The organism is Nonomuraea candida (assembly GCF_000725485.1).
Classification (GTDB): Bacteria; Actinomycetota; Actinomycetes; order Streptosporangiales; family Streptosporangiaceae; genus Nonomuraea; species Nonomuraea candida.
Genome location: NZ_JOAG01000014.1, coordinates 1 through 19,110, shown reverse-complemented (window position 1 = coordinate 19,110; position 19,110 = coordinate 1). Strand labels below are relative to the sequence as shown.

13 protein-coding genes are annotated in these 19,110 nt (G+C 73.2%); 7 read left to right on the top strand and 6 right to left on the bottom strand.

Going from position 1 to position 19,110, the window contains the following annotated elements; all coding sequences use genetic code 11:
• The first annotated feature begins 17 nt into the window (after nucleotides 1-17).
• The 3 genes from IO39_RS54385 to IO39_RS14400 are packed head-to-tail and all read left to right on the top strand — an operon-like array spanning nucleotide 18 to nucleotide 6,354.
• Nucleotides 18-1,304, top strand: a complete 1,287-nt coding sequence (locus tag IO39_RS54385; protein WP_043621957.1) for an oxygenase MpaB family protein — start codon at nucleotides 18-20, stop codon at nucleotides 1,302-1,304.
• Nucleotides 1,301-4,528, top strand: a complete 3,228-nt coding sequence (locus tag IO39_RS14405; protein ID WP_043621955.1) for an ATP-binding protein — start codon at nucleotides 1,301-1,303, stop codon at nucleotides 4,526-4,528. Before IO39_RS54385 ends, IO39_RS14405 begins: the two co-directional genes overlap by 4 nt.
• Before the next feature lie 35 nt (nucleotides 4,529-4,563).
• Nucleotides 4,564-6,354, top strand: coding sequence for a glycoside hydrolase family 15 protein (locus IO39_RS14400; RefSeq protein WP_342671417.1), 1,791 nt, complete (start codon nucleotides 4,564-4,566; stop codon nucleotides 6,352-6,354).
• Between the two features lie 24 nt (nucleotides 6,355-6,378).
• Here the strand turns inward: IO39_RS14400 and IO39_RS50620 are convergent, their stop codons facing one another.
• The 3 genes from IO39_RS50620 to IO39_RS14385 form a co-directional block, all read right to left on the bottom strand.
• A complete protein-coding gene (locus IO39_RS50620; RefSeq protein WP_052422887.1) occupies nucleotides 6,379-7,266 on the bottom strand; it encodes a hypothetical protein in 888 nt (295 codons plus the stop codon).
• A gap of 236 nt (nucleotides 7,267-7,502) precedes the next feature.
• Nucleotides 7,503-8,249, bottom strand: coding sequence for an SDR family NAD(P)-dependent oxidoreductase (locus tag IO39_RS14390; protein ID WP_043621952.1), 747 nt, complete (start codon nucleotides 8,247-8,249; stop codon nucleotides 7,503-7,505).
• Between the two features lie 180 nt (nucleotides 8,250-8,429).
• A complete protein-coding gene (locus tag IO39_RS14385; RefSeq protein ID WP_052422886.1) occupies nucleotides 8,430-9,518 on the bottom strand; it encodes an aldo/keto reductase in 1,089 nt (362 codons plus the stop codon).
• Between the two features lie 161 nt (nucleotides 9,519-9,679).
• On the opposite strand from IO39_RS14385, the gene IO39_RS50615 reads away from it, so the two are divergent.
• Both IO39_RS50615 and IO39_RS14375 read left to right on the top strand, forming a co-directional pair.
• On the top strand, nucleotides 9,680-10,828 hold the full coding sequence (locus IO39_RS50615; RefSeq protein WP_052422885.1) for a DUF4352 domain-containing protein: 1,149 nt from the start codon (nucleotides 9,680-9,682) through the stop codon (nucleotides 10,826-10,828).
• 35 nt (nucleotides 10,829-10,863) lie between these two features.
• The gene (locus IO39_RS14375) at nucleotides 10,864-11,799 is read left to right on the top strand and encodes a LysR family transcriptional regulator (protein WP_052422884.1); all 936 of its coding nucleotides are present in this window, start codon (nucleotides 10,864-10,866) and stop codon (nucleotides 11,797-11,799) included.
• A 142-nt stretch (nucleotides 11,800-11,941) separates the two neighbouring features.
• Here IO39_RS14375 and aceE read toward each other — a convergent pair whose 3' ends face one another.
• A complete protein-coding gene (gene aceE / locus IO39_RS14370; RefSeq protein ID WP_052422883.1) occupies nucleotides 11,942-14,389 on the bottom strand; it encodes a pyruvate dehydrogenase (acetyl-transferring), homodimeric type in 2,448 nt (815 codons plus the stop codon).
• Nucleotides 14,390-14,458: 69 nt separating this feature from the next.
• Here aceE and IO39_RS14365 point away from each other — a divergent pair, with 69 nt between their 5' ends.
• The gene (locus tag IO39_RS14365) at nucleotides 14,459-15,058 is read left to right on the top strand and encodes a GntR family transcriptional regulator (RefSeq protein WP_043621950.1); all 600 of its coding nucleotides are present in this window, start codon (nucleotides 14,459-14,461) and stop codon (nucleotides 15,056-15,058) included.
• A gap of 47 nt (nucleotides 15,059-15,105) precedes the next feature.
• Nucleotides 15,106-16,668, top strand: coding sequence for a phospholipase D family protein (locus IO39_RS58880; RefSeq protein WP_281200081.1), 1,563 nt, complete (start codon nucleotides 15,106-15,108; stop codon nucleotides 16,666-16,668).
• A gap of 106 nt (nucleotides 16,669-16,774) precedes the next feature.
• On the opposite strand, the gene IO39_RS14355 is transcribed toward IO39_RS58880, so the two are convergent.
• Nucleotides 16,775-17,461, bottom strand: a complete 687-nt coding sequence (locus tag IO39_RS14355) for a hypothetical protein (RefSeq protein ID WP_043621946.1) — start codon at nucleotides 17,459-17,461, stop codon at nucleotides 16,775-16,777.
• Nucleotides 17,462-17,463: 2 nt separating this feature from the next.
• Nucleotides 17,464-19,110: polymorphic toxin-type HINT domain-containing protein (locus IO39_RS56725; protein ID WP_043621943.1), on the bottom strand; the 1,647-nt coding region annotated here is incomplete at its 5' end.

The window sequence follows — 19,110 nt, the reverse complement described above, 5'->3', positions numbered from 1 at the left end:
TCTGGAGTACGGGGTACATGAAAGATCATGACGAGCGCTGGCCCGAGGAGCGGTTCCGCCAGTTGCGGCAGCAGGCGGACCCGGACATCGACAAGGTGGTGGCCGAATACCTCCAGGCCCAGCCCGCGGGGAAGGGCCCGCTCGAGCTGGTGAAGGCGGTGATCGCCGAGCTGGGGGCGGCCAAGCGGGAGGCCAGGGCCCCCTCGGGCGAGCCGCCGGCCTCGGAGATCTTCGAGGCGCTCGGCTTCGCCGCCGACCTGCCCGAGTGGGGCGACGACAAGGAGCTGCTGGCCCGGGGGCAGGCCGTCTTCTCCGACTACGGCCTCTACCAGTCCGCCGCGCTGTTCTGCAAGTGCCTGCCGATGGCCTACGTCGAGGTCTCCAGCGCCAAGGTGCTGGCCGGCGTCTCCGGCCTGGCCACGCACAGCCTCACCCGCCGGGTGGCGGAGACCGGCCAGATGCTGGTGGACGTGATGGGGCTCAAGGCCGCCGACAGCCTCCTGCCCGGCGGCCCCGGCCACACCACGGCATTCGGGCTGCGCATCCTGCACTCCTTCGTGCGCGCCCTGGTCAACGAGCGCCACGCCGGCCACTGGGACACCGCCCGGTACGGCCCGCCGGTCAACCAGGAGCTGCTGCTGGCCACGATCTTCGACTTCTCCGTGGTCACCTGGGAGGCCCTGGAGAGCATGGGGGTGCGGCTGACCGAGGAGCAGCGCGCCGCCCACCTCTACACCTGGAGCGTCTTCGGCCACCTCATGGGCGTGGAGGTCTGCCGCGACGGGCCTCTGACCCTGGACGACGTCGAGCCGGTCAGCCGGCGCCTGGGCCGCCTGTACGAGTCCAGCGACGAGGGCCGCCGGCTGATGGCCCGGCTGCTGGAGGAGATGGAGTCGTTCATGTACCTGGGCTGGCGCAAGCTGCCGCGCAGCCTGGTGCACTGGGTCTTCCGCGACGCCGCGTACGGCGCCGACCGGGTGCCCGAGCTGCTCGGCGTGCCCAAGCCGGCCTGGTGGTGCACGGCGCTGTTCGCCGCGGCGCGCGCCGCCCACCGGCGGGGCCGGGCGGCCGGTCCGCTGGACGGGGTGATCCGCTGGCTGGTGCGCAGGGCCGGCCGGTACATCGTGATCGCCCTGATCGACCGCCACTCCGGCGGGCAGGCGCCGTTCCGCATCCCGCCCGAGCTGGCCCGCGCGTGGCGGATCAGGCAGTCGGCCGGCGCGGTCAGGACCCGCGAGCTGCGCCGCGCCGTCCGCAGAAGGCTGCGGGCCCCGGCACAGGGACGGAAGGAGCCGCACCGGTGACCGCTTCGCATCGGCCCGGGCGCGCGCCCGGCGCACTCACCACCTCGACCATCCTGTTCACCGACGTGGTCGGCTCCACGGCGCTGCGGATCAGGCTCGGCGAGGAGCGGGCCAACGTCGTCTTCCGCCGGCTCTACCAGCTCCTGCGCTCGGTGGTCACCGCCAGCGGCTCCTCCTTCACCAAGAGCCTGGGCGACGGGCTGATGGCCGTGTTCGACTCGGCGACGGCCGGGCTCGACGCGATCATCGCGGTGCAGCAGGCGGTGGCCGACGAGAACGAGCGGGCCCAGGAGAAGATCGCCATCAGGGCCGCGCTGGCCGCCGGGGACGTCGCGTGGGGGCGCGACGACGTGAGCGGCCTGCCGACGGTGGAGGCGGCCCGCCTGGTCGCGGTGGCCGACGGCGGGCAGGTGCTCTGCACCGATCTGGTGCGCCGGCTGGCACAGGGGCGCAGCCGGCACGAGTTCAAGGACCTGGGGCGGCTGCCGGGCAAGGGGCTGCGCGAGCCGCTGCACACGTACGAGCTGCACTGGCAGAGCGCCGACCACCACCTCGGCGGCGTGCTGCCGCCCTGGCTGGGGGACGGCGGCGTGCTGCCCTTCCTCGGCCGGCGGGAGGAGCTGCGGGCGCTGGACGAGGAGCTGTCGGCGGCCGAGTTCGGCGGCGGGCTGGTGATCCTGGAGGGCGAGCCCGGGGTGGGCAAGACCCGGCTGGCCTCGGAGGTGGCCAGGCGGGCGCTCAAACGGCAGTTCACGGTGCTGGCGGGGCGGTGCACCGATCCGGCGCGCAAGGCGTACGAGCCGATCGCCGGGGCGGTGGAGCGGCTGGCCCGCACCTCGCCCGCGCTGCTGCTGCGGGCCGGGGTGGACCAGCAGTGCGGCCAGCTCGTGCGGCTCGCGCCCTCGCTGGCCGCGCCGCCGCTGTCGCTGGAGGTGCCGCCGGCCACCGAGCCCGTCTCCGAGCGCTACCAGCTCATGGCCGCCGCGCGCACGCTCATCGAGCGGCTGGCCACCGTGCGGCCCGTGCTGCTGATCGTGGACGACCTGCAGTGGGCCACGCTGGAGTCGCTGCAGATGCTCAGCGCCCTGATGTGGGACGCCGACGCGCTGCCGCTGCTGGTGCTGGCCACGTCCCGGCCCGTGCCGGTCGAGCCGGCCGCGCATTCGCTGCCCGAGCTGCACAAGCTCACCGCCGGCGCCAAGGTGGTGCAGGTGCCGGCGTTCGGCACCGACGAGGTCCACTCCGCGCTGACGGAGGCGCGCGCGAGCGGCGACCCCGCGCTGCTGCACCGGATCACGGGCGGCAACGCGTTCCTGGTCAGCGAGGTGATCAGGGAGCTGGCCGCGGGCAAGGACCTCGACGCGCTGGCCGTGCCCGACTCGGTCACCCGGATGGTCACGGCCCGCCTGGCCCAGCTCCACCCCGACGCCAGAGACCTGGTCAGCCTGCTGGCCGTGGGCGAGCGGATGGCCTCGGCCGAGCTGCGCCGCGGCCTGGGGCTCGACGAGGGCAGGTTCGTGGCCGCGGTGGAGGAGGCGATGGGCACCGGCCTGGTGACCATGCTGGGCAACGGCTCCTGCCAGTTCTCCCACGAGCTGACCAGGCAGGCGCTGTGCGCCACGCTCTCCGCGCCGCGTGCCGCGCTGCTGCACGGGCGGGTGGCCGACGCGTTGTGCGAGACCGACCCCGAGGCGATGCGGACGCGCCCGTACGTGGTGGCCGCCCACCTGCTGGCGGCGGCCGAGCAGGGCCGCGACCCGGCCCGGATGAGCGCGGCGGCCGAGGCGGCCGTGCAGGCGGCCCGGCACGCGCTGGCCGGGCTGGCCCACCGCGAGGCGGTCACCTGGTACCAGCGGGCCCTCGGCCTGCTGGCCGACCTGCCCGGCGCCACGCTGGAGCGGCGCGCCGAGCTGCTGGTGGCGTGCGGCAGCGCGATGTGGCTGGCCGGGCACCCCGAGGCCAGGCAGACCCTGCTGGCGGCCGCCGGCCTGGCCAGGGAGTGCGAGCGCCACGACCTGATCGTCACCGCGGCGCTGGCCGGCGACCGGGGCTCGGCCATCTCCGCCGCGCCCGACCTGGAGCGCATCGCGCTGCTGACCGAGGCACGCGAGGTGGTCGACTCCACCGACGTCAGCACCAGGGCGCTGCTGGCCGCCCAGCTCGCCTCGGAGCTGATCTGGGCGGCCGACGGGGAGCGCCGCTTCGCGCTGAGCGACGAGGCGGTGGCCCTGGCGCGCAAGTCGGGCGACGCGCGCACGCTGGCCGGCGTGCTGGGCATGCGCAGCCTGACCATCATCCCCGCCGACCCGCTGCACCAGCGCCACCGCGACGGCGACGAGATGCTGGAGGCGGCCCGCCGGACGGGCGACGACCTGGTGCTGTTCCACGCCTACATGCAGCGCACTCCCCCGGTGCTCGACAGCGGCGACGCGACCAGGGCGGGCCTGCTGCTCGACCGGGCCGAGGAGCTGGCGCGCCGGCTCGGGCAGCCGCAGCTCAACTGGCTGCTCGGCTACTCCAGGGCCGGGCAGACCCTCATGCGGGGGGATCTGGCGCAGGCCGAGGCCGAGGCGGAGGCGGCGCTGCGGCTGGGCTCGGAGATCGGCCGGCGGCTGGAGGCGGTGGCCATCTACTCCGAGCAGATCGCCGAGATCCGGCGGCTGCAGGGCCGGCTGGGCGAGCTGCGCGACCGGCTGCGCCGCGCCGGTCGGGGGCCCCGCGTCGATCCGGTGCACGCGGTGCTGCGTTACCTGTGCGAGCTCGGCGACGAGGAGGCCGCGCCGCTGCTCGACCGCATCCTGGCCTACGGCGGCGCCGCGCCGCCGCGCAACATGGCGCACCGGCCCGCCCAGGACAACCTGGCCGTGGCCGCGGCCCGGCTGGGGCGGGTGGAGCTGGCCGGCCGGCTGTACGACGCGCTGTCCGCCGGCGGCGAGACGTTCGGGCACGGCGCGGTGGCCCACCACTGCGGCCACCACTACCTGGCCCACCTGTGCGTGGCGATGGGCGACCCGGTCAAGGCCGCCGGGCACTTCGAGGCCGCGGCCGAGGTGCACGAGCGGCGCGGGGTGCCGCTCATGCTCGCCGAGTCCCTGCTCGACTGGGCCGACCTGCTCGACGCGGGCGAGGTCGACGGGCCCGGACCGGCGGACCTGCGCCGGTGGTGCGCGACGCTGCTGGCCGGCCGCGGAGCGCTGCTGCTGGACCGCCGGCTGGCTGTTTAGCCAGGTCAGAGGGTGGGCAGCCCGTCAGGGTGATAGTGAGCGGCTATCCCCCGATCGGTTCGTACGCGTTCCTTTCCGACTGCCACACGGCGGCGCTGGTCGCGCCGGACGGCGCGGTCGAGTGGATGTGCGCCCCGCGCTTCGACGGGCCCAGCGTGTTCGCCAGGATGCTCGACCGGCGCCGCGGCGGGGCGTGGGAGCTGCGGGTCGAGGGCGCGTCCGTCAGCGAGCGCTCCTACCTGGACGAGACGCTCGTGCTGCGCACCCGCTGGGAGGGCGGGCAGGGGTCGGTGGTCGTGCACGACTTCTTCGCCACCACGCCGCCGGGCTCGGGCGACGGCATCGTGCCCGTCCGCCTGCTGGTGCGCTGGGCCAGGTGCGAGCGGGGGCGGGCGGTGATCACGTCGAGGGTGCTGGCCAGGCCCGGCTACGGCGCGCGGGAGGCCCGCTGGACCGGCCGCGACGGGGGGCTGGAGGAGGACGGCGGCCTGCGGCTGTCCGGCGCGCCCGGGCCCGAGTCGGAGACCGTCCTGCGGGAGGGCGAGTCGCAGGCGTTCCTGCTCGACTACACCGGGGCGGGCACGGGCGGCGACCCCGGGCGGCTGCTGGAGGACACGGTGCGCTCCTGGCGGTCGTGGTCGGCGCGCTCCGGCTACGCCGGCGTGGGCGAGAAGGAGGTGCGCCACAGCGCGATCGTGCTGCGCGGCCTGCTGTACGACGAGGGCGGCGGGCTGCTCGCCGCCCCCACGACGTCCCTGCCCGAGTGGCCGGGCGGGCCGCGCAACTGGGACTACCGCTACGTGTGGCACCGCGACGCCGCGCTGACCGTGCTGGCCCTGCTGCGGCTGGGCCATCGGGAGGAGGCGGGCGGCTACCTGGAGTGCCTGCTGCGGCAGTGCGGGGGCGACACGGAGTGGGTGCCGCCGGTGGCGGCCGTCGACGGCCGCGCGGCCCCCGCCGAGAGCGAGCTCGACCACCTGGAGGGGTACGCCGGCTCGCGGCCCGTCCGGGTCGGCAACGACGCCGCCGGGCAGCACCAGCTCGACACCTACGGCCACATCCTGGACGCGGCGCTCGCCTACCACGAGGTCACCGGCGAGCTGACCAGGCGCGACACCTCCCGGCTGTGGCGGATCGTGGAGCTGGCGCGCCGGCAGTGGCGCGAGCCCGACGACGGCATCTGGGAGGTGCGCTCGGCGCCGCGCGAGTGGACCTACTCCAAGCTCTACGCCTGGGTGTGCTTCGACCGGGCGGTGCGGCTGGCGGAGCTGACCGGCGAGGAGGGGCTGCCGCTGGCGGAGTGGCGGGCCGAGCGGGAGGCGGTGCGCGAGGACCTGCTGGCGCGGGGCTACTCCCCCGACGTGGGCGCCTTCACGCAGTCGTACGGCTCCACCGGCGCCGACGCCTCGCTGCTGCGCATCCCGATGGTGGGCTTCCTCGACGGGCGCGACCCGCGCGTGCTGGGCACCCTCGACCACGTGCAGGCGCGGCTGGGCGAGGGCGGGGCGCTGCTGCACCGCTACGACCCGGAGGGCACGCACGACGGGGTCGGCGGGCCCGAGGGGGCGTTCCTGATGTCCTCGTTCGAGATGGTGTCGGCCCTGGTGCTGGCCGGGCGCACGGCCGAGGCCAGGGATCGGTTCGAGACGTTGTGCGCGCGGGCGGAGCCGCTGGGGCTGTTCGCCGAGGAGATGTCGGCCGAGGGCGAGATGCTGGGGAACTATCCGCAGGCCTTCACGCACCTGGCGCTGATCGAGGCGGCGCTCAACCTCGACGCGGCCGGCACGACGGACGCCCTGCACGACTGGGCCGAGGGCAACGCCTGACCGGCCCCGCCTCCCGGCCGACGGTCAGCGGGCGGGGTGTTCGGGGGTGGGGTGGGGGTTGAGGGTCTGGCCTGCTTCGATGGCCTCGCGCACGCTTCTGGCCAGCGTCTCCTCCAGGGCCTGACCGTGGGCCTCCAGCGCGCGCATCCCGTCGGTGTCGTCGGTGTGCGCCAGCAGCGCCCGGTACTTGTCGTTGTTGTCCAGCGCCTCGCGCGCCCGCAGGGCGGCATCGGCCTCCTGGACGCGGCGGGCGTACCGCTCAAGCTGCTCGACCCTGGCCGTCACGGAGGCGACGGAGCGGCGCAGGGCCTCCTGCTGCGGCTCCAGCACGGCCAGCAGCTCCGGCGTCACGACGCCGCGCCTGGCACGGTCCTGCTCCTCCTGGAGGTGGGTCTGGACCCGCAGCAGCATCGCGATCTCCCAGATCTGCCTGGGCAGCAGCACCTCGTTGGCCAGTCCGTCCAGCAGGCGCTTGCGCATGGCCTGCGAGGTGTAGACGGTCATGACGGCCGCCCTGGCGCGTTCCAGGAGGGAGCGAGCGGACGGGGAGAGCTCCGGCACCAGGACCAGCCGGTCCCGGTACGGGGTGCGGGAGACGCGCAGCCTCGGGATGAACGAGTCGATGACGGCCAGGCGCTGCCGCTCGGTCAGGTCGGGGTCGGCGACGAAGTCCACGGTGCGTTTGACGTGGTCGCGCTCCCGGGCGAGCCGGCGTTCCTCCTCCTCGGCGGCCAGGGCGCGGCGGCGTACCGTGTCATGCGCGACGACCAGCACGGCCAGGCCGATCGGGACGAGCAGGATCGTGTAGAGGAGACCGTCGAAGCCCAGCGCGTCGTACAGAACGAAGCCGATCAGCACGATCGCCGCGCAGACCGCGACCGATAACAACGCGTACCCGCGGCCTTTGGCCACACCGTCCCCCTTCGCGAGAGTTGCCGAAGTGTCCTGAGAATTCACAATAGCTCCCGAGTTCGGGAAGATCACGGAATTGCGTCAGGAGGGCATCGGACGGGGTCGGGGCGGGCTCCTGTGGGCCGGGGCAAGCGCGCGGGGCGGGCTCACCCGCGATCGATCTCGCCGGTGAGCCCGCCGGCGCGCAGGTGGGGGTGGGGTGGGGCGAGGTGGGCGGCCAGTGCAGGTAGAAGGGGTCAGCGCAGGTAGGAGGCTCCGTTGAGGTCGAGGACGGTGCCGCTGGCCCACTCGGCGGCCGGGGAGGCCAGGTACACGACGGCCGCCGCGATCTCCTCCGGCCGCGCCACCCGGCCGAACGGGCTCTGGGCGCGGATCGCGTCGCCGCGGGGCGCCTTGAGGTGCTCGTTCGTCATGTCCGTCTCGACGAAGCCGGGCGCCACGGAGGCCACCGCGATGCCGCGCGGGGCCAGGGCGATGGCCAGCGACTGGCCCAGCGCGTTCAGAGCGGCCTTGCTCGCGCCGTACGCCGGGCTGTCGGGCTCGCCCCGGAAGGCGCCGCGCGAGGAGACGTTGACGATCCGGCCGCCGGCGGTCATGTGGCGCAGCGCGCACCAGGTGACGTTGGCCGCGCCCACGAGGTTGGTGTCGAGCGTGCGCCGCCAGGTGTCCTGCCACTCCTCGTAGGACGACTCGGCGATGGGGCCGTGCAGGAAGACGCCCGCGTTGTTCACCAGGACGTCGATCCCGCCGCCCAGCTCGCGCGCCGCCGTGTCGACCATGCTCCTGACGTCCTCGGGATCGGCCAGGTCGGCCCGCACGACGGCGTGTCCGTGGCCGGGCAGCCCGTCGATCAGGCTCTCGGCCTGCCGCGCCGAGTCGCGATGGTGGATCGCGACCCGGTCGCCCTGCTCGGCGAAGGCCGCCGCGACCGCGCGCCCGATCCCTCTGGAGGCTCCGGTGACGAGAACTCTACGTCCGCTCATCCACCGCACCCTAGGGGATCTCCCGAACGTGCGGACGCCCGGGTCCGCCGCGCCCGCCGGGGAACGATCCGCCGGTGTCCGGAGGCCGGGGGCGTGGGGAGCGGTCAGGCCGGCTGCTCACGGTCAGGTCGACTGCTCGCGGTCAGGTCGGCTGCTCACGGTCAGCTCGGCTGCTCACGGTCAGCTCGGCCACCAGGGGCTGCGTTCGCGGATGGCGGCCTGGGCGCGGGAGACCTGGCCCTCGTAGCTCTTGCCCGGGTACCACGGCATCGTGGTGACCTGGTCGAAGCCCGGGATCGACTCCTCCAGGTGCCGGACCATGCGGGCGCGCGTCGCGGCGTCGGGGAGCGGGCCGCGCATGGCGGCGACGTTCTCGGCCACGTGGGCGGGGTCCGAGGTGGCGGGGAGGGCGCAGGTGACGGCCGGGTTGGCGATCACCCATTTCAGGAAATATTGCGACCAGGTGGTGATGCCCAGCTCCCTGGCGAAGTCCGGCACCCGGTGTCCTCGGACGACGTGGTGCAGGCGCGCCTTCTCCAGCGGCATGTTCACCAGCACCGCCGTGCCGTTCGCGGCCGCCGCCGGGATGAGCCGCTCCTCGGCCGCGCGGGTCGCGATCGAGTAGTGCACCTGCACGAAGTCCAGCCGGCCCCGCTCCACCCAGCTCTGCACGAGGGGGAAGTAGGCGGGCTCGTGGTGGGTCACGCCGAGGTGCCTGATGCGGCCCTCCTTCTTCCACGCGTGCAGCAGCGGGACGATCACGTCCACGTTCACGAGGCTGTGGCACTGCATGAGGTCCACCGGGCGGTCGAGGGACATGCGCCTGACCGTACGCCGCAGGCTGCCGGCGGCGTGGCCGTCGTCCCAGAGGTGGTCGCCGGTCGACCAGATCTTCCCCGCCAGGAACAGCCGGTCGTCGATGCGCAGGCCGGTCGCGATCTCCCCCAGGTTGGCCTCCGACCTGCCGTACAGGGGCGAGCAGTCGAACACCCTGCCGCCCGCCTCCCAGTGCCGCCTGACCACCTCCCGCGCGCGTTCCCGCCCCCGGCCGGTGAGGGTGTCGAAGGTCATGAACGTGCCGAGCCCGATCGCGGGCAGCCGCTCGTTCGTACTGGGGACCGTACGGGTGATCAGATCGTCCGGTTCGACCACGGCCGAGCCCGCCGCGCCTGCCGCGCCTGCGGTGCCCGCCGCGCCGAGGGGGAGCGCGCCGAGCCCGGCCGCCTTGACCAGTTGCCGCCGCGTGGGCGTCCAGGAGATGTTCGTCATAGCCGGATGCTCCCCCGGGTGGCGTTCGCGAGGCCAAGTCCGGATCGGACCGGTCGCATGCCTGGCGGGTATGCGGCCACGTGATCCGATACTTGATCACGGACAACCGGACGCCTGGCTGGAACGTCCCCATAGTCCCGTCCCCTACGAGGAGTCACGCCATGGGATATCCGCCCCTGCCGCACGGCCCGTACGGACCGCAGCAACCGCAGCAGCACCCGTACGGCCACGGCGGGTACCCACCGCAGCAGGGCGGGTACGGGCCGCAGCAGGGATATCCCTCTCAGCAGGGCGGGTACGGCTCGCAGCAGGGCGGATACCCGCCGGGTCACGGCCCCGGTCACCTGTCGCCCGACGACCTGCCGCCGAGGTCGGCCCGCGACGTCAACGCCCTGGTCGCGCTGCTCGCGGTCGGCGTCCCGCTGCTGCTCCTGGGCGGGGTCGCGGCCCTGGTGATGGTGCTGACGGACACCGGGCGGAGCACCGTGATCACCGAGGCCGGCGGGCCGAACATGATCATGCCCTCTCGCGACGCGCTGCCCGGCGACCCACCGGCGGACGCGGCGGGCCAGGGCACCGACCCCGGCCTGGCGGTCCAGCCGCCACCGGCGGGCGGGGGGAATGACCAGCCGGCCGTGGGCGCGGTGACCCCGCCCGGCACGACGACCACGACCGGCCAACAGCCCCCGGCCCAGACCGGAACCGGCCAGCCGGGCACCGGGCAGACGGGTACAGGAACCGGCCAAACGGGCACGGGTCAGACCGGAACTGGCCAGACCGGCACCGGACAGACGGGCACGGGTCAGACCGGGACCGGCCAGACCGAGACCGGGCAGACGGGCACCGGGCAGGGCGGGACCGGGCAGGGCGGGACCGGGCAGGGCGCCTTGACCGCCGCCGTCGGGGGCTCGATCACCCTCCAGGGCACCGACCCCGGCCTGAAGATGTCGGTGACCGTGAACCGCCTCGTGAACCCGGCCACCCCGGCCTCGGACCTGCTGAAGCCGAAGACCGGCAACAAGTTCGCCGCGGTGGAGATCACCCTGGCCAACGTCGGCCAGGCCGTCTACAGCGAGATGCCCTCGATCGGCGCCTGGCTCATCGACGCGGAGGGCCAGCAGTACCGCTCCACCATCGTCCACGACGTCCGCGAGGGGCAGAGCTTCGGAGGCACCGCGAACATCAACGGCGGCGACTCGCGCAAGGGCGTGATCGTGTTCGAGGTCCCGCAGGCGGCGCGGCCGGCCAAGTTCCAGTTCGCGCTCAACAGCGGCATCGCCAGCCAGAAGGGCGAGTGGACGCTCTCCTGACGCTCGCCTGACACCCCGCGACATACCTTTCCCGTATGCCGGTCGAGCTGCGCCTGATGCGCTACGTGATCGAGGTGGCCGAGGCGGGCGGGTTCGAGGCCGCCGCCGAGCGCCTGCACATGACCCAGCCCCCGCTCAGCCGCCAGATCCGCGACCTGGAGCGCGAGCTGGGCGTCGAGCTCTTCCACCGCCGTCCCACCCGGCTCACCGAGGCGGGGCGGGTGTTCGTGGAGGAGGCGCGCGAGGTGCTGGCGGCGGCGGAGCGGACCGTCGAGCGCACCCGCCGCTCGGCCGGGGTGGACCATGGCGCGGTACGGGTCGGATACACGGTGACGGCGGCGTTCGACGAGATGCCCAAGGTGTTCGCGGCGATGCGGGCGCGCCATCCCGGGATCCGGGTCGAGGCCCGCGAGGCGTGGGACGCCGAGCTGACCGCCGCCGCCGAGGCCGGCGAGCTGGACGCGCTGCTGGGCAGGCACCTGGCCGTGCCGGCGGCGTGGTCGTCGGCCGTGCTGCGCACCGAGGAGTTCGTCGTGGTGGTGGGGGCGGGGCACCGGCTGGCCGGGCGGGCGCGGGTGGGCCTGCGCGAGCTGCGCGGCGAGACGCTGCGCTTCTTCCCCCGCCGCTTCGCGCCGCTCTACCACGACGCGGTCCTGGCGGGGCTGCGCGCCACCGGCGAGGAGCCGCGGATCTGGGAGAACCCGCTGCCCGGCCTGCGCAACCTCAACCTCAGCCTGAACAACAGCGGCTACATGCTGCTGCCGCGCTCCCTGGCCGGGCAGCTCCCCGGCGGGATCGCCTGCCTGCCGCTCACAGACCGGCTGCCGCCGATCGAGCTGCGGCTGTCCTGGGGCCGCACCCCGTCCCCCGCCACGACGGCCCTGGTCAGAACGGCCCGCCGGCTCGCCGCCCGCGAGGGCTGGACCACCACCGCACCCGATCCCCCCGGCACCCGACCCCGCCGCACCTGACCCCGCCGCACCCGGGCCCGCCGCACCCGGGCCCGCCGCACCCGGGCCCCGGGACGCCCCAGCCGCCGCCCGGGCATGACCGGACATGGCGGCGGCGGTGCTGCTCAGCGGCCCTGCCGGGAGCTTGGGCTCTCGGAAGAGGCTATTCCTCCACGGCCTTCAGCACGGCGTCGGCGATCGAGCGGGGATCGACGCCGAAGTGCTCGCGCACGGACTCGCGGGTGCCCGACAGCCCGAAGCCGTCGGTGCCCAGCGAGGTCCACGGCCGGTCGATCCAGGGCGCGATCTGGTCGGGCACGGCCCGCATCCAGTCGCTGACCGCGATCACCGGGCCGTCCGTGCCCGCCAGGGCCTGCTGCAGGTACGGCACGCCCGTGGTCGCCATCGCGTCGCGGCGCAGCTCGCTCCACGAGGTGACCGACCAGACGTCCACGCCCACGCCGTACTCCTCGGCGAGCAGCCGCTGGGCCTCCAGCGCCCAGTGGATGGCCGTGCCGCTGGCCAGCAGGTGCGCCTGGCCGCCGCCCTCGGAGTAGCGGTAGATGCCCTTGACGATGCCCTCCTCGACGCCCTCGGGCATGGCGGGCTGGGGAAGGGGCTCGTTGTAGAGGGTCAGGTAGTAGAAGACGTTCTCGGCGTCGGGGCCGTACATCCGCCGCAGGCCGTCGCGGACGATCACGCTGACCTCGTACCCGAAGGCCGGGTCGTAGGACAGGCAGGCCGGGTTGGCCGAGGCGAGCAGCTGGGAGTGGCCGTCGGCGTGCTGCAGCCCCTCGCCGGTCATCGTCGTGCGGCCCGCGGTCGCGCCGATGAGGAACCCGCGGCCGAGCTGGTCGGCCAGCGCCCACATCTGGTCGCCGGTGCGCTGCCAGCCGAACATCGCGTAGAAGATGTAGAACGGGATCATCGGCTCGCCGTGCGTGGCGTAGCTCGTCGCGGCGGCCGTGAACGACGCCATCGAGCCCGCCTCGGTGATGCCCTCGATCAGCAGCTGCCCGTCCTCGGCCTCGGTGTAGGCCAGCAGCAGGTCGCGGTCCACGGCGTCGTAGCGCTGGCCCAGCGGCGAGTAGATCTTCGCGCTGGGGAAGAGCGACTCCATGCCGAACGTCCTGGCCTCGTCCGGCACGATCGGCACCCAGCGCCGCCCGGTCTCGGGCTCCCTCATCAGGTCCTTCACCAGCCTGACGAAGGCCATCGTGGTGGCGACCGGCTGCGCCGAGCCCTTGGCGGCCCGGTCGAAGGAGCGCTGCGCGGGCTGCGGCAGCGGCTGGTGGGAGACGGTCCGCCTGGGGATGGGCCCGCCCAGCGCGCGGCGCCGCTCGATCGCGTAGCGGGCCTCGGGCGAGTCGGGCCCCGGGTGCAGGTACGGCGGCAGGTCGCCGCTGAGCGCCGCGTCGCCGACCGGCAGGCCGAGCCGGTCGCGCATGGCGCGGAACTCGTCCTGGGTGAGCTTCTTCATCTGGTGGTTGGCGTTGCGCGCCTCGACCCCCGCGCCCAGCGTCCAGCCCTTGACGGTCTGCACCAGGATCACCGTGGGAGCGCCCTTGTGGTCCAGGGCCCTGCGGTAGGCGGCGTAGACCTTGCGCGGGTCGTGCCCGGCCCGCGACCCGCCCACGATGAACCGCAGCTCCTCGTCGGAGAGCGGCACGTCGAGGTCATGGAAGAGCTTCTGCCTGATGTAGTCGCCGCTCTCGGCGGCGAACGTCTGGAACTGGCCGTCCGGCACCTCGCCGATGCGCGCCACCAGCTCGTCGTCGCGGAGCAGCTCGTCCCACTCGCGGCCCCACAGCGCCTTGACCACGTTCCAGCCCGCGCCGCGGAAGACGCCCTCCAGCTCCCGCACGACGCTGGTGTTGCCGCGTACGGGGCCGTCGAGCCGCTGCAGGTTGCAGTTGATCACGAAGGTGAGGTTGTCGAGCCCCTCGCGCGCGGCCAGCGTCAGCGCGGCCGTGGACTCGGGCTCGTCCATCTCCCCGTCGCCGAGGAACGCCCACACGTGCGAGGCCGAGGTGTCCTTGATGCCGCGGTTGTGCAGGTAGCGGTTGAACCTGGCCTGGTAGATCGCGTTGAGCGGGCCGAGGCCCATCGAGACGGTGGGGAACTGCCAGAAGCCCGGCAGGGCCCGGGGGTGCGGATAGGAGGGCAGCCCTCCTTCGGGCTCGCGCCGGAACAGGTCGAGTTGCGCCTCGCTCAGCCGGCCCTCCAGGAAGGCGCGGGCGTAGATGCCGGGAGAGGCGTGCCCCTGGAAGTAGACCTGGTCGTGCTCGCCGTGGAAGAAGTGGTTGAAGCCGACCTCGTAGAGCCAGGCGGCCGAGGCGTAGGTCGCCATGTGGCCGCCGAGGTTCAGCTTGCTGCCGCGGGTGATCATGGCGGCGGCGTTCCACCGGTCGTACGCGGCGATGCGCTCCTCCAACTCGAGGTCACCCGGGTAGGCGGGCTCTTCCTCGGTCGGCACGGTGTTGAGGGGGCGGGTGCTCATGGCCAGCCGCCGCAGCAGGAACTCGGCCCGCTCGGGCCCGGCCAGCCGCCGGACGTGCTCCAGCGACTCCAGCCATTCCGCCGTCTCTTGGGGGTCCCAGTCGGTCTCCATGCCTCCATTACACCCTATGATCGATCAGCCGACGTATTCGAGGGTTAGGATTCCGGTGTGAGACCCGTCATGAGAGCGCCGCTGCGCGACCAGATCAAGCAGATGGTCGTCGACGGCCTCATCAGCGGCCGCTGGGCCCCGGGCGACCGCATCGTCGAGCGGCGGGTCGCCACCGAGCTGGGCGTCAGCCAGGCGCCGGTGCGCGAGGCGCTGCGCGAGCTGGAGGCGCTGCGGCTCATCGAGTCCTCCCCCAACAAGGGCGCGCAGGTGCGCGGGCTCACCAGGGCCGACCTGCGGGAGGTCTACGAGGTTCGGGCCGGCCTGGAGGAGACCGCCATCCGCCTGGGCCGCCCCGACCCCGCCGCCCTGCGCCCCCACCTGCACGGCCTCCAGCAGGCGATCGCCTCGGGCTCGCTGCGCGGGCAGGTGCGCCACGGTGTCGCCTTCCACCGGGAGATCGTGCGGGCGGCGGGCAACGAGGTGCTGTTGTCGGTGTGGGAGTCGCTGGGGGTGGAGATCTGGACACACCTGTCGATCCGGCTGTTCCGGATGCGTCCCCACGAGAACTCCCGGGACCACGAGCCGCTGGTGGAGGCGTTCGAGCGCGACGACCCGGACCTCGGCCCCCTGCTCCGCGCCCACATCCTCGACTACGCCCCGGAGCCCTGACCGCGCGGGCAGGCATCAGCGGCCGCCGGCGGGGTAGGCGGGATCGGATGCGGATGCGGATCGAGGACTGGTTCCTCACGGAGGAGGAGCGCGGCAACCCCGAGACGAAGCTGCGGCCCTGGTCGGAGGGGAACGACGTGCGGCCGCTCATTCACGGCGCGACCTACTTCGCCGAGCTGTCGGCCCATCTGGAGCGGCTGGGCGAGGACGACCTGCTGCTGTTCGCCGACTGGCGGGGCGACCCCGACGAGCGGCTGACGCCCGAGGGGCCGAGCGTGGGCGAGGCGATGGCGGCCGCGGCGAAACGAGGCGCACTCGTACGCGGCCTCATCTGGCGCTCGCATCTCGACCTGCTGCGCTTCAGCGCCGCCGAGAACCGCCACCTGGGCCAGGACATCGAGCACACCGGCGGCCAGGCCCTGCTCGACACCCGCACCGCGGTGGGCGGCTCGCACCACCAGAAGTTCGTCGTCCTGCGCCACGACCGCGACCCCCGCCGGGACGTGGCCTTCGTCGGCGGCACCGACCTGTGCCACAGCCGCCGCGACGACGCCGCCCACGAGGGCGACCCGCAGAGCGCCCCCATGCCCGCCGTGTACGGCCCGCGCCCGCCCTGGCACGACGTCCAGGCCGCCATCCGCGGCCCCGCCGTGGCCGAGGTGGAGCAGGTGTTCTGCGAGCGCTGGGAGGACCCGGCCCCCGAGACCCGCGACCCGCTGCGCCGCCTGCGCGACCATCTCTCGCGCCTCGACGACGCCCCCGCCCTGCCCCGCCCGGGCCCGCCGCCGCCCCCGGCCGGGCACCACTACGTGCAACTGCTGCGCACCTACCCGGCCCGCCGCCGCGGCTACCCGTTCGCGCCGCGCGGCGAGCGCAGCATCGCGCACGCCTACCGCAAGGTCCTGGCCCGCGCGCGCTCGCTGATCTACCTGGAGGACCAGTACCTGTGGTCCACGGACGTGATCGAGCCGTTCGCCCGCGCCCTGGAGCGCGAGCCCGGCCTGCGCATGATCGTCGTCGTGCCCCGCCACCCCGACCAGGACGGCTGGCTGGCCGGCCCCGCCAGCCTGATCGGCCGCGCCGACGCGCTGCGCCGCCTGCGCACCGCCGGCGGCGACCGGGTGGCCATCTACGACCTGGAGAACCACCGGGGCACGCCCGTGTACGTGCACGCGAAGGTCTGCGTGGTGGACGACATCTGGGCCACGGTCGGCTCGGACAACGTCAACCTGCGGTCGTGGACGTACGACTCGGAGCTGAGCTGCGCCGTCCTGGACGAGCGCGAGGACCCCCGCCCGCCGGCCGGCGCGCTGCGCTTCGCCAGGGACCTGCGCCTGGCCCTCATGTCCGAGCACCTGGACCTGCCCGCCGAACGGTGCGACGAGCTGTGCGACCCGGTCGCCGCCTTCGACGCCTTCACCCGCTCCGCGACCGCCCTGGAGTCCTGGCACGCGAACGACCGCACGGGCCCCCGCCCGCCCGGCCGCCTGCGCCCCCACCCCGAGCCCCGCCTGTCGAGGCTGCGCAAGCTGCTGGCCCTCCCGCTGTACCGCTGGGCCGTCGACCCGGACGGCCGCCCCCCATCCCTCCGCCGCTCCCGCGACTTCTAGCGCGCCTCTGAACCGGACGGAACGCGCCCACGCCGCCGATCACTTCAATGCGATCTTCGTACCCCGAACCGCCCGAAGCCCGGTCAGGACGGCACGGAGGCCCGTTTCACCGTCCCTCCGAGATCGTCCGAGCCGCGTCCTCGGCGACCTCGTTCCACACATACAGCTCTGCCTTCTCGAACCCGGCCGCGAGCGCCCTGCGCACGTCATCGATCGGCCTGCCCGCACAGGCCGCCCGCACCTCCTCGAAGACCTGCTCTCGTTCCGCGGCGAGCTCGACGGCCACTTCCAGGGCGTCGCTCGCGGCTTGCAGGCGCTCCCCCGACGACCTCGACACTTCAGCCGCGAGGATCGCTCTGATCTCAGGAATGTATGCGCCCATGCTGCCGAGGAGGAGCATGCAGGAGGAGAACGCCTTTCCGGCCAGCCCGGCGACGGAGCGCTCGATCACTTCCAGCCCGGCCAGGATCCGCCGCCGGCAGTACACCTCGATGTCATGCTCCCCGTCGGGAGCGCATACCGTCCGGCCGTACGAGGCGCCGCGGAAGAGCTCGAAAAGCATGAGCCATCCGTACTCGGGCAGCGTGCCTCGTTTCCTGAGCGTGCGCATGATCCTGTCCGTCGCCGGCGCCGCCGCAGGGGACAGGTCCCCTTGGTTCACGATCTCCGTGAAAAGGCGGTGGAACGCGTGGTCACGCCTTTCCTCATCGCCGCCCAGCAGGTCATCGAGAAACGGCACTATGTCTGCCGCTCTCCCGGTGGCGGTCGGCACGGAGCTCCAGTCCCACTCCATGGTCACTTCCTCCCCCAGGCGCCACCCGGATCAGCCCGGACGTCCGGCGGAAACTGGCTTTCCCGATAATTGTCCTGACACCGGACCTTGCACACCGGGGCGAGATTTCCAGTGTTCGGGTACATGGGGTGGCCGTAACGAAGGTTCTCCCGCTGCGAGCCGCGCTGGAGCAACTGATCGGTGCCGTTCGTCTCGGCGCAGTAATCACCGGCCCCAGAGCGCTTCTTGCCGACGGCCCAATCACCGGTCACACAGTCCACGACCCCGATGATCATGACGTGCTTGCTCTTCTGGGTCTTTGACATGCGTTCCAGCTCTTCGTCGCGGTAACGATCGGCGAGCGCGAAGCACTCCTCGTCGCTGAGGCGAGGGTTGTCGTTGTGAACGAGAACCCCTTGGCCGCCTGCCACCACATGATAGGTGTGGAAGTCCTCGACCGTGAGGTTGTGGACGCGCTGGGTGGCGGTGCGGTGCTCTACCGCGCTGACCTGGACGTACGTGCCAGCCGAGGTCTGGAGCCACATGCCGGGGCGCAGGTCGCCGGCGTTCAGCCAGGTCTGGCGCTTGGGCAGCCAGAACGGGTGCTCGTCGGTCGCGGTCAGGACGTCGCTCCTGCCGTCCACCGTGATCGTGATGTCCACCAGGTTCTTGGCGCCCTCGCTGGTGATCAGCGTGGTGACCGGGCGGGCCCCGGTGCGGCCGGTAGCCGGGTCGGTGGCCAGGACCTCCTCGCCGGCCTTGATCTGCTCGATCGGCTTGCGGGAGCCGTCGGCCATCAGGACCGGGGTGCCGGCCACGAAGCTGTTCGGCAGGGCGCAGCTCGCCGAGAAGTCCGAGCCCGGCGGGTCCACCGGGAGGGAGGGGACGGTGTCCTCGATGAGGTCGTCGATCACCTCGTCGGCGGCGTTCTCGGTGATCTCCTCCACCACGTCCTTGGCGCAGGAGACCAGGCTGCGGCAGAACATGTCGCCGTCGTAGCCGAAGTCGAGGTCAAAGCCTCCGATGCTCGCGACGTCCGCCTCGTTGAGCGCCATCTCGGTGGCTTCGTTCGCGATCTCGTTCTTACGCTGCTGGTTCTTCGACTTGGTCGGCGTCTTCGTCTTCGACGACCGGGACTTCGACGGGGTCTTCGTCTTGGACGACCGGGACTTCGACGTCTTCGTCTTGGTCGTCTTTCCCTTGGGCGTCTTGGCCTTCGGCGTCTTCGCCTTGGGGGTCCGCACCTTCGGGGGCTTGACCTTCGGCGTCTTGACCACGGGCCTGGTGGGCTTCTTGGTCGTGGCCCTGGCCGTCTGTTTCCTGGTCGTCGACTTGGTCTTCTTGGCCGCCTGCTGCGTGGTCTTCTTCGCGGTCTGCTTGGTGGTCTTCTTCGCGGCCTGCTGGGTCGTCTTCTTGGCCGCCTGCTGCGTGGTCTTCTTCGCCGCCTGCTGGGTCGTCTTCTTGACGGCCTGCTGCGCGGTCTTCTTGATCACCTGCTTCACGGCCTGCTTGGCCAGCGCCCGGGCCGCGATCTGCGCCGCCACCCGGACCGCCGCGAACAGCAACGGCACGCAGAAGGGGCAGTTGCCGGAGGGGTCGGTGTAGGCGAGGGGGTTGCCGGCGGCGTAGGTGTAGCGGTTGAGGTTGATGGACGGGTACGGGTCGATCGT

Coding starts and splice junctions, on each gene's coding strand:
- IO39_RS50615 (WP_052422885.1), top strand. CDS start 9,680: ATGGGATATCCGCCCCTGCCGCACGGCCCGTACGGACCGCAGCAACCG.
- IO39_RS58880 (WP_281200081.1), top strand. CDS start 15,106: ATGCGGATGCGGATCGAGGACTGGTTCCTCACGGAGGAGGAGCGCGGC.
- IO39_RS54385 (WP_043621957.1), top strand. CDS start 18: ATGAAAGATCATGACGAGCGCTGGCCCGAGGAGCGGTTCCGCCAGTTG.
- IO39_RS14385 (WP_052422886.1), bottom strand. CDS start 9,518: ATGACGAACATCTCCTGGACGCCCACGCGGCGGCAACTGGTCAAGGCG.
- IO39_RS14355 (WP_043621946.1), bottom strand. CDS start 17,461: ATGGAGTGGGACTGGAGCTCCGTGCCGACCGCCACCGGGAGAGCGGCA.
- aceE (WP_052422883.1), bottom strand. CDS start 14,389: ATGGAGACCGACTGGGACCCCCAAGAGACGGCGGAATGGCTGGAGTCG.
- IO39_RS14390 (WP_043621952.1), bottom strand. CDS start 8,249: ATGAGCGGACGTAGAGTTCTCGTCACCGGAGCCTCCAGAGGGATCGGG.
- IO39_RS14375 (WP_052422884.1), top strand. CDS start 10,864: ATGCCGGTCGAGCTGCGCCTGATGCGCTACGTGATCGAGGTGGCCGAG.
- IO39_RS14365 (WP_043621950.1), top strand. CDS start 14,459: ATGAGAGCGCCGCTGCGCGACCAGATCAAGCAGATGGTCGTCGACGGC.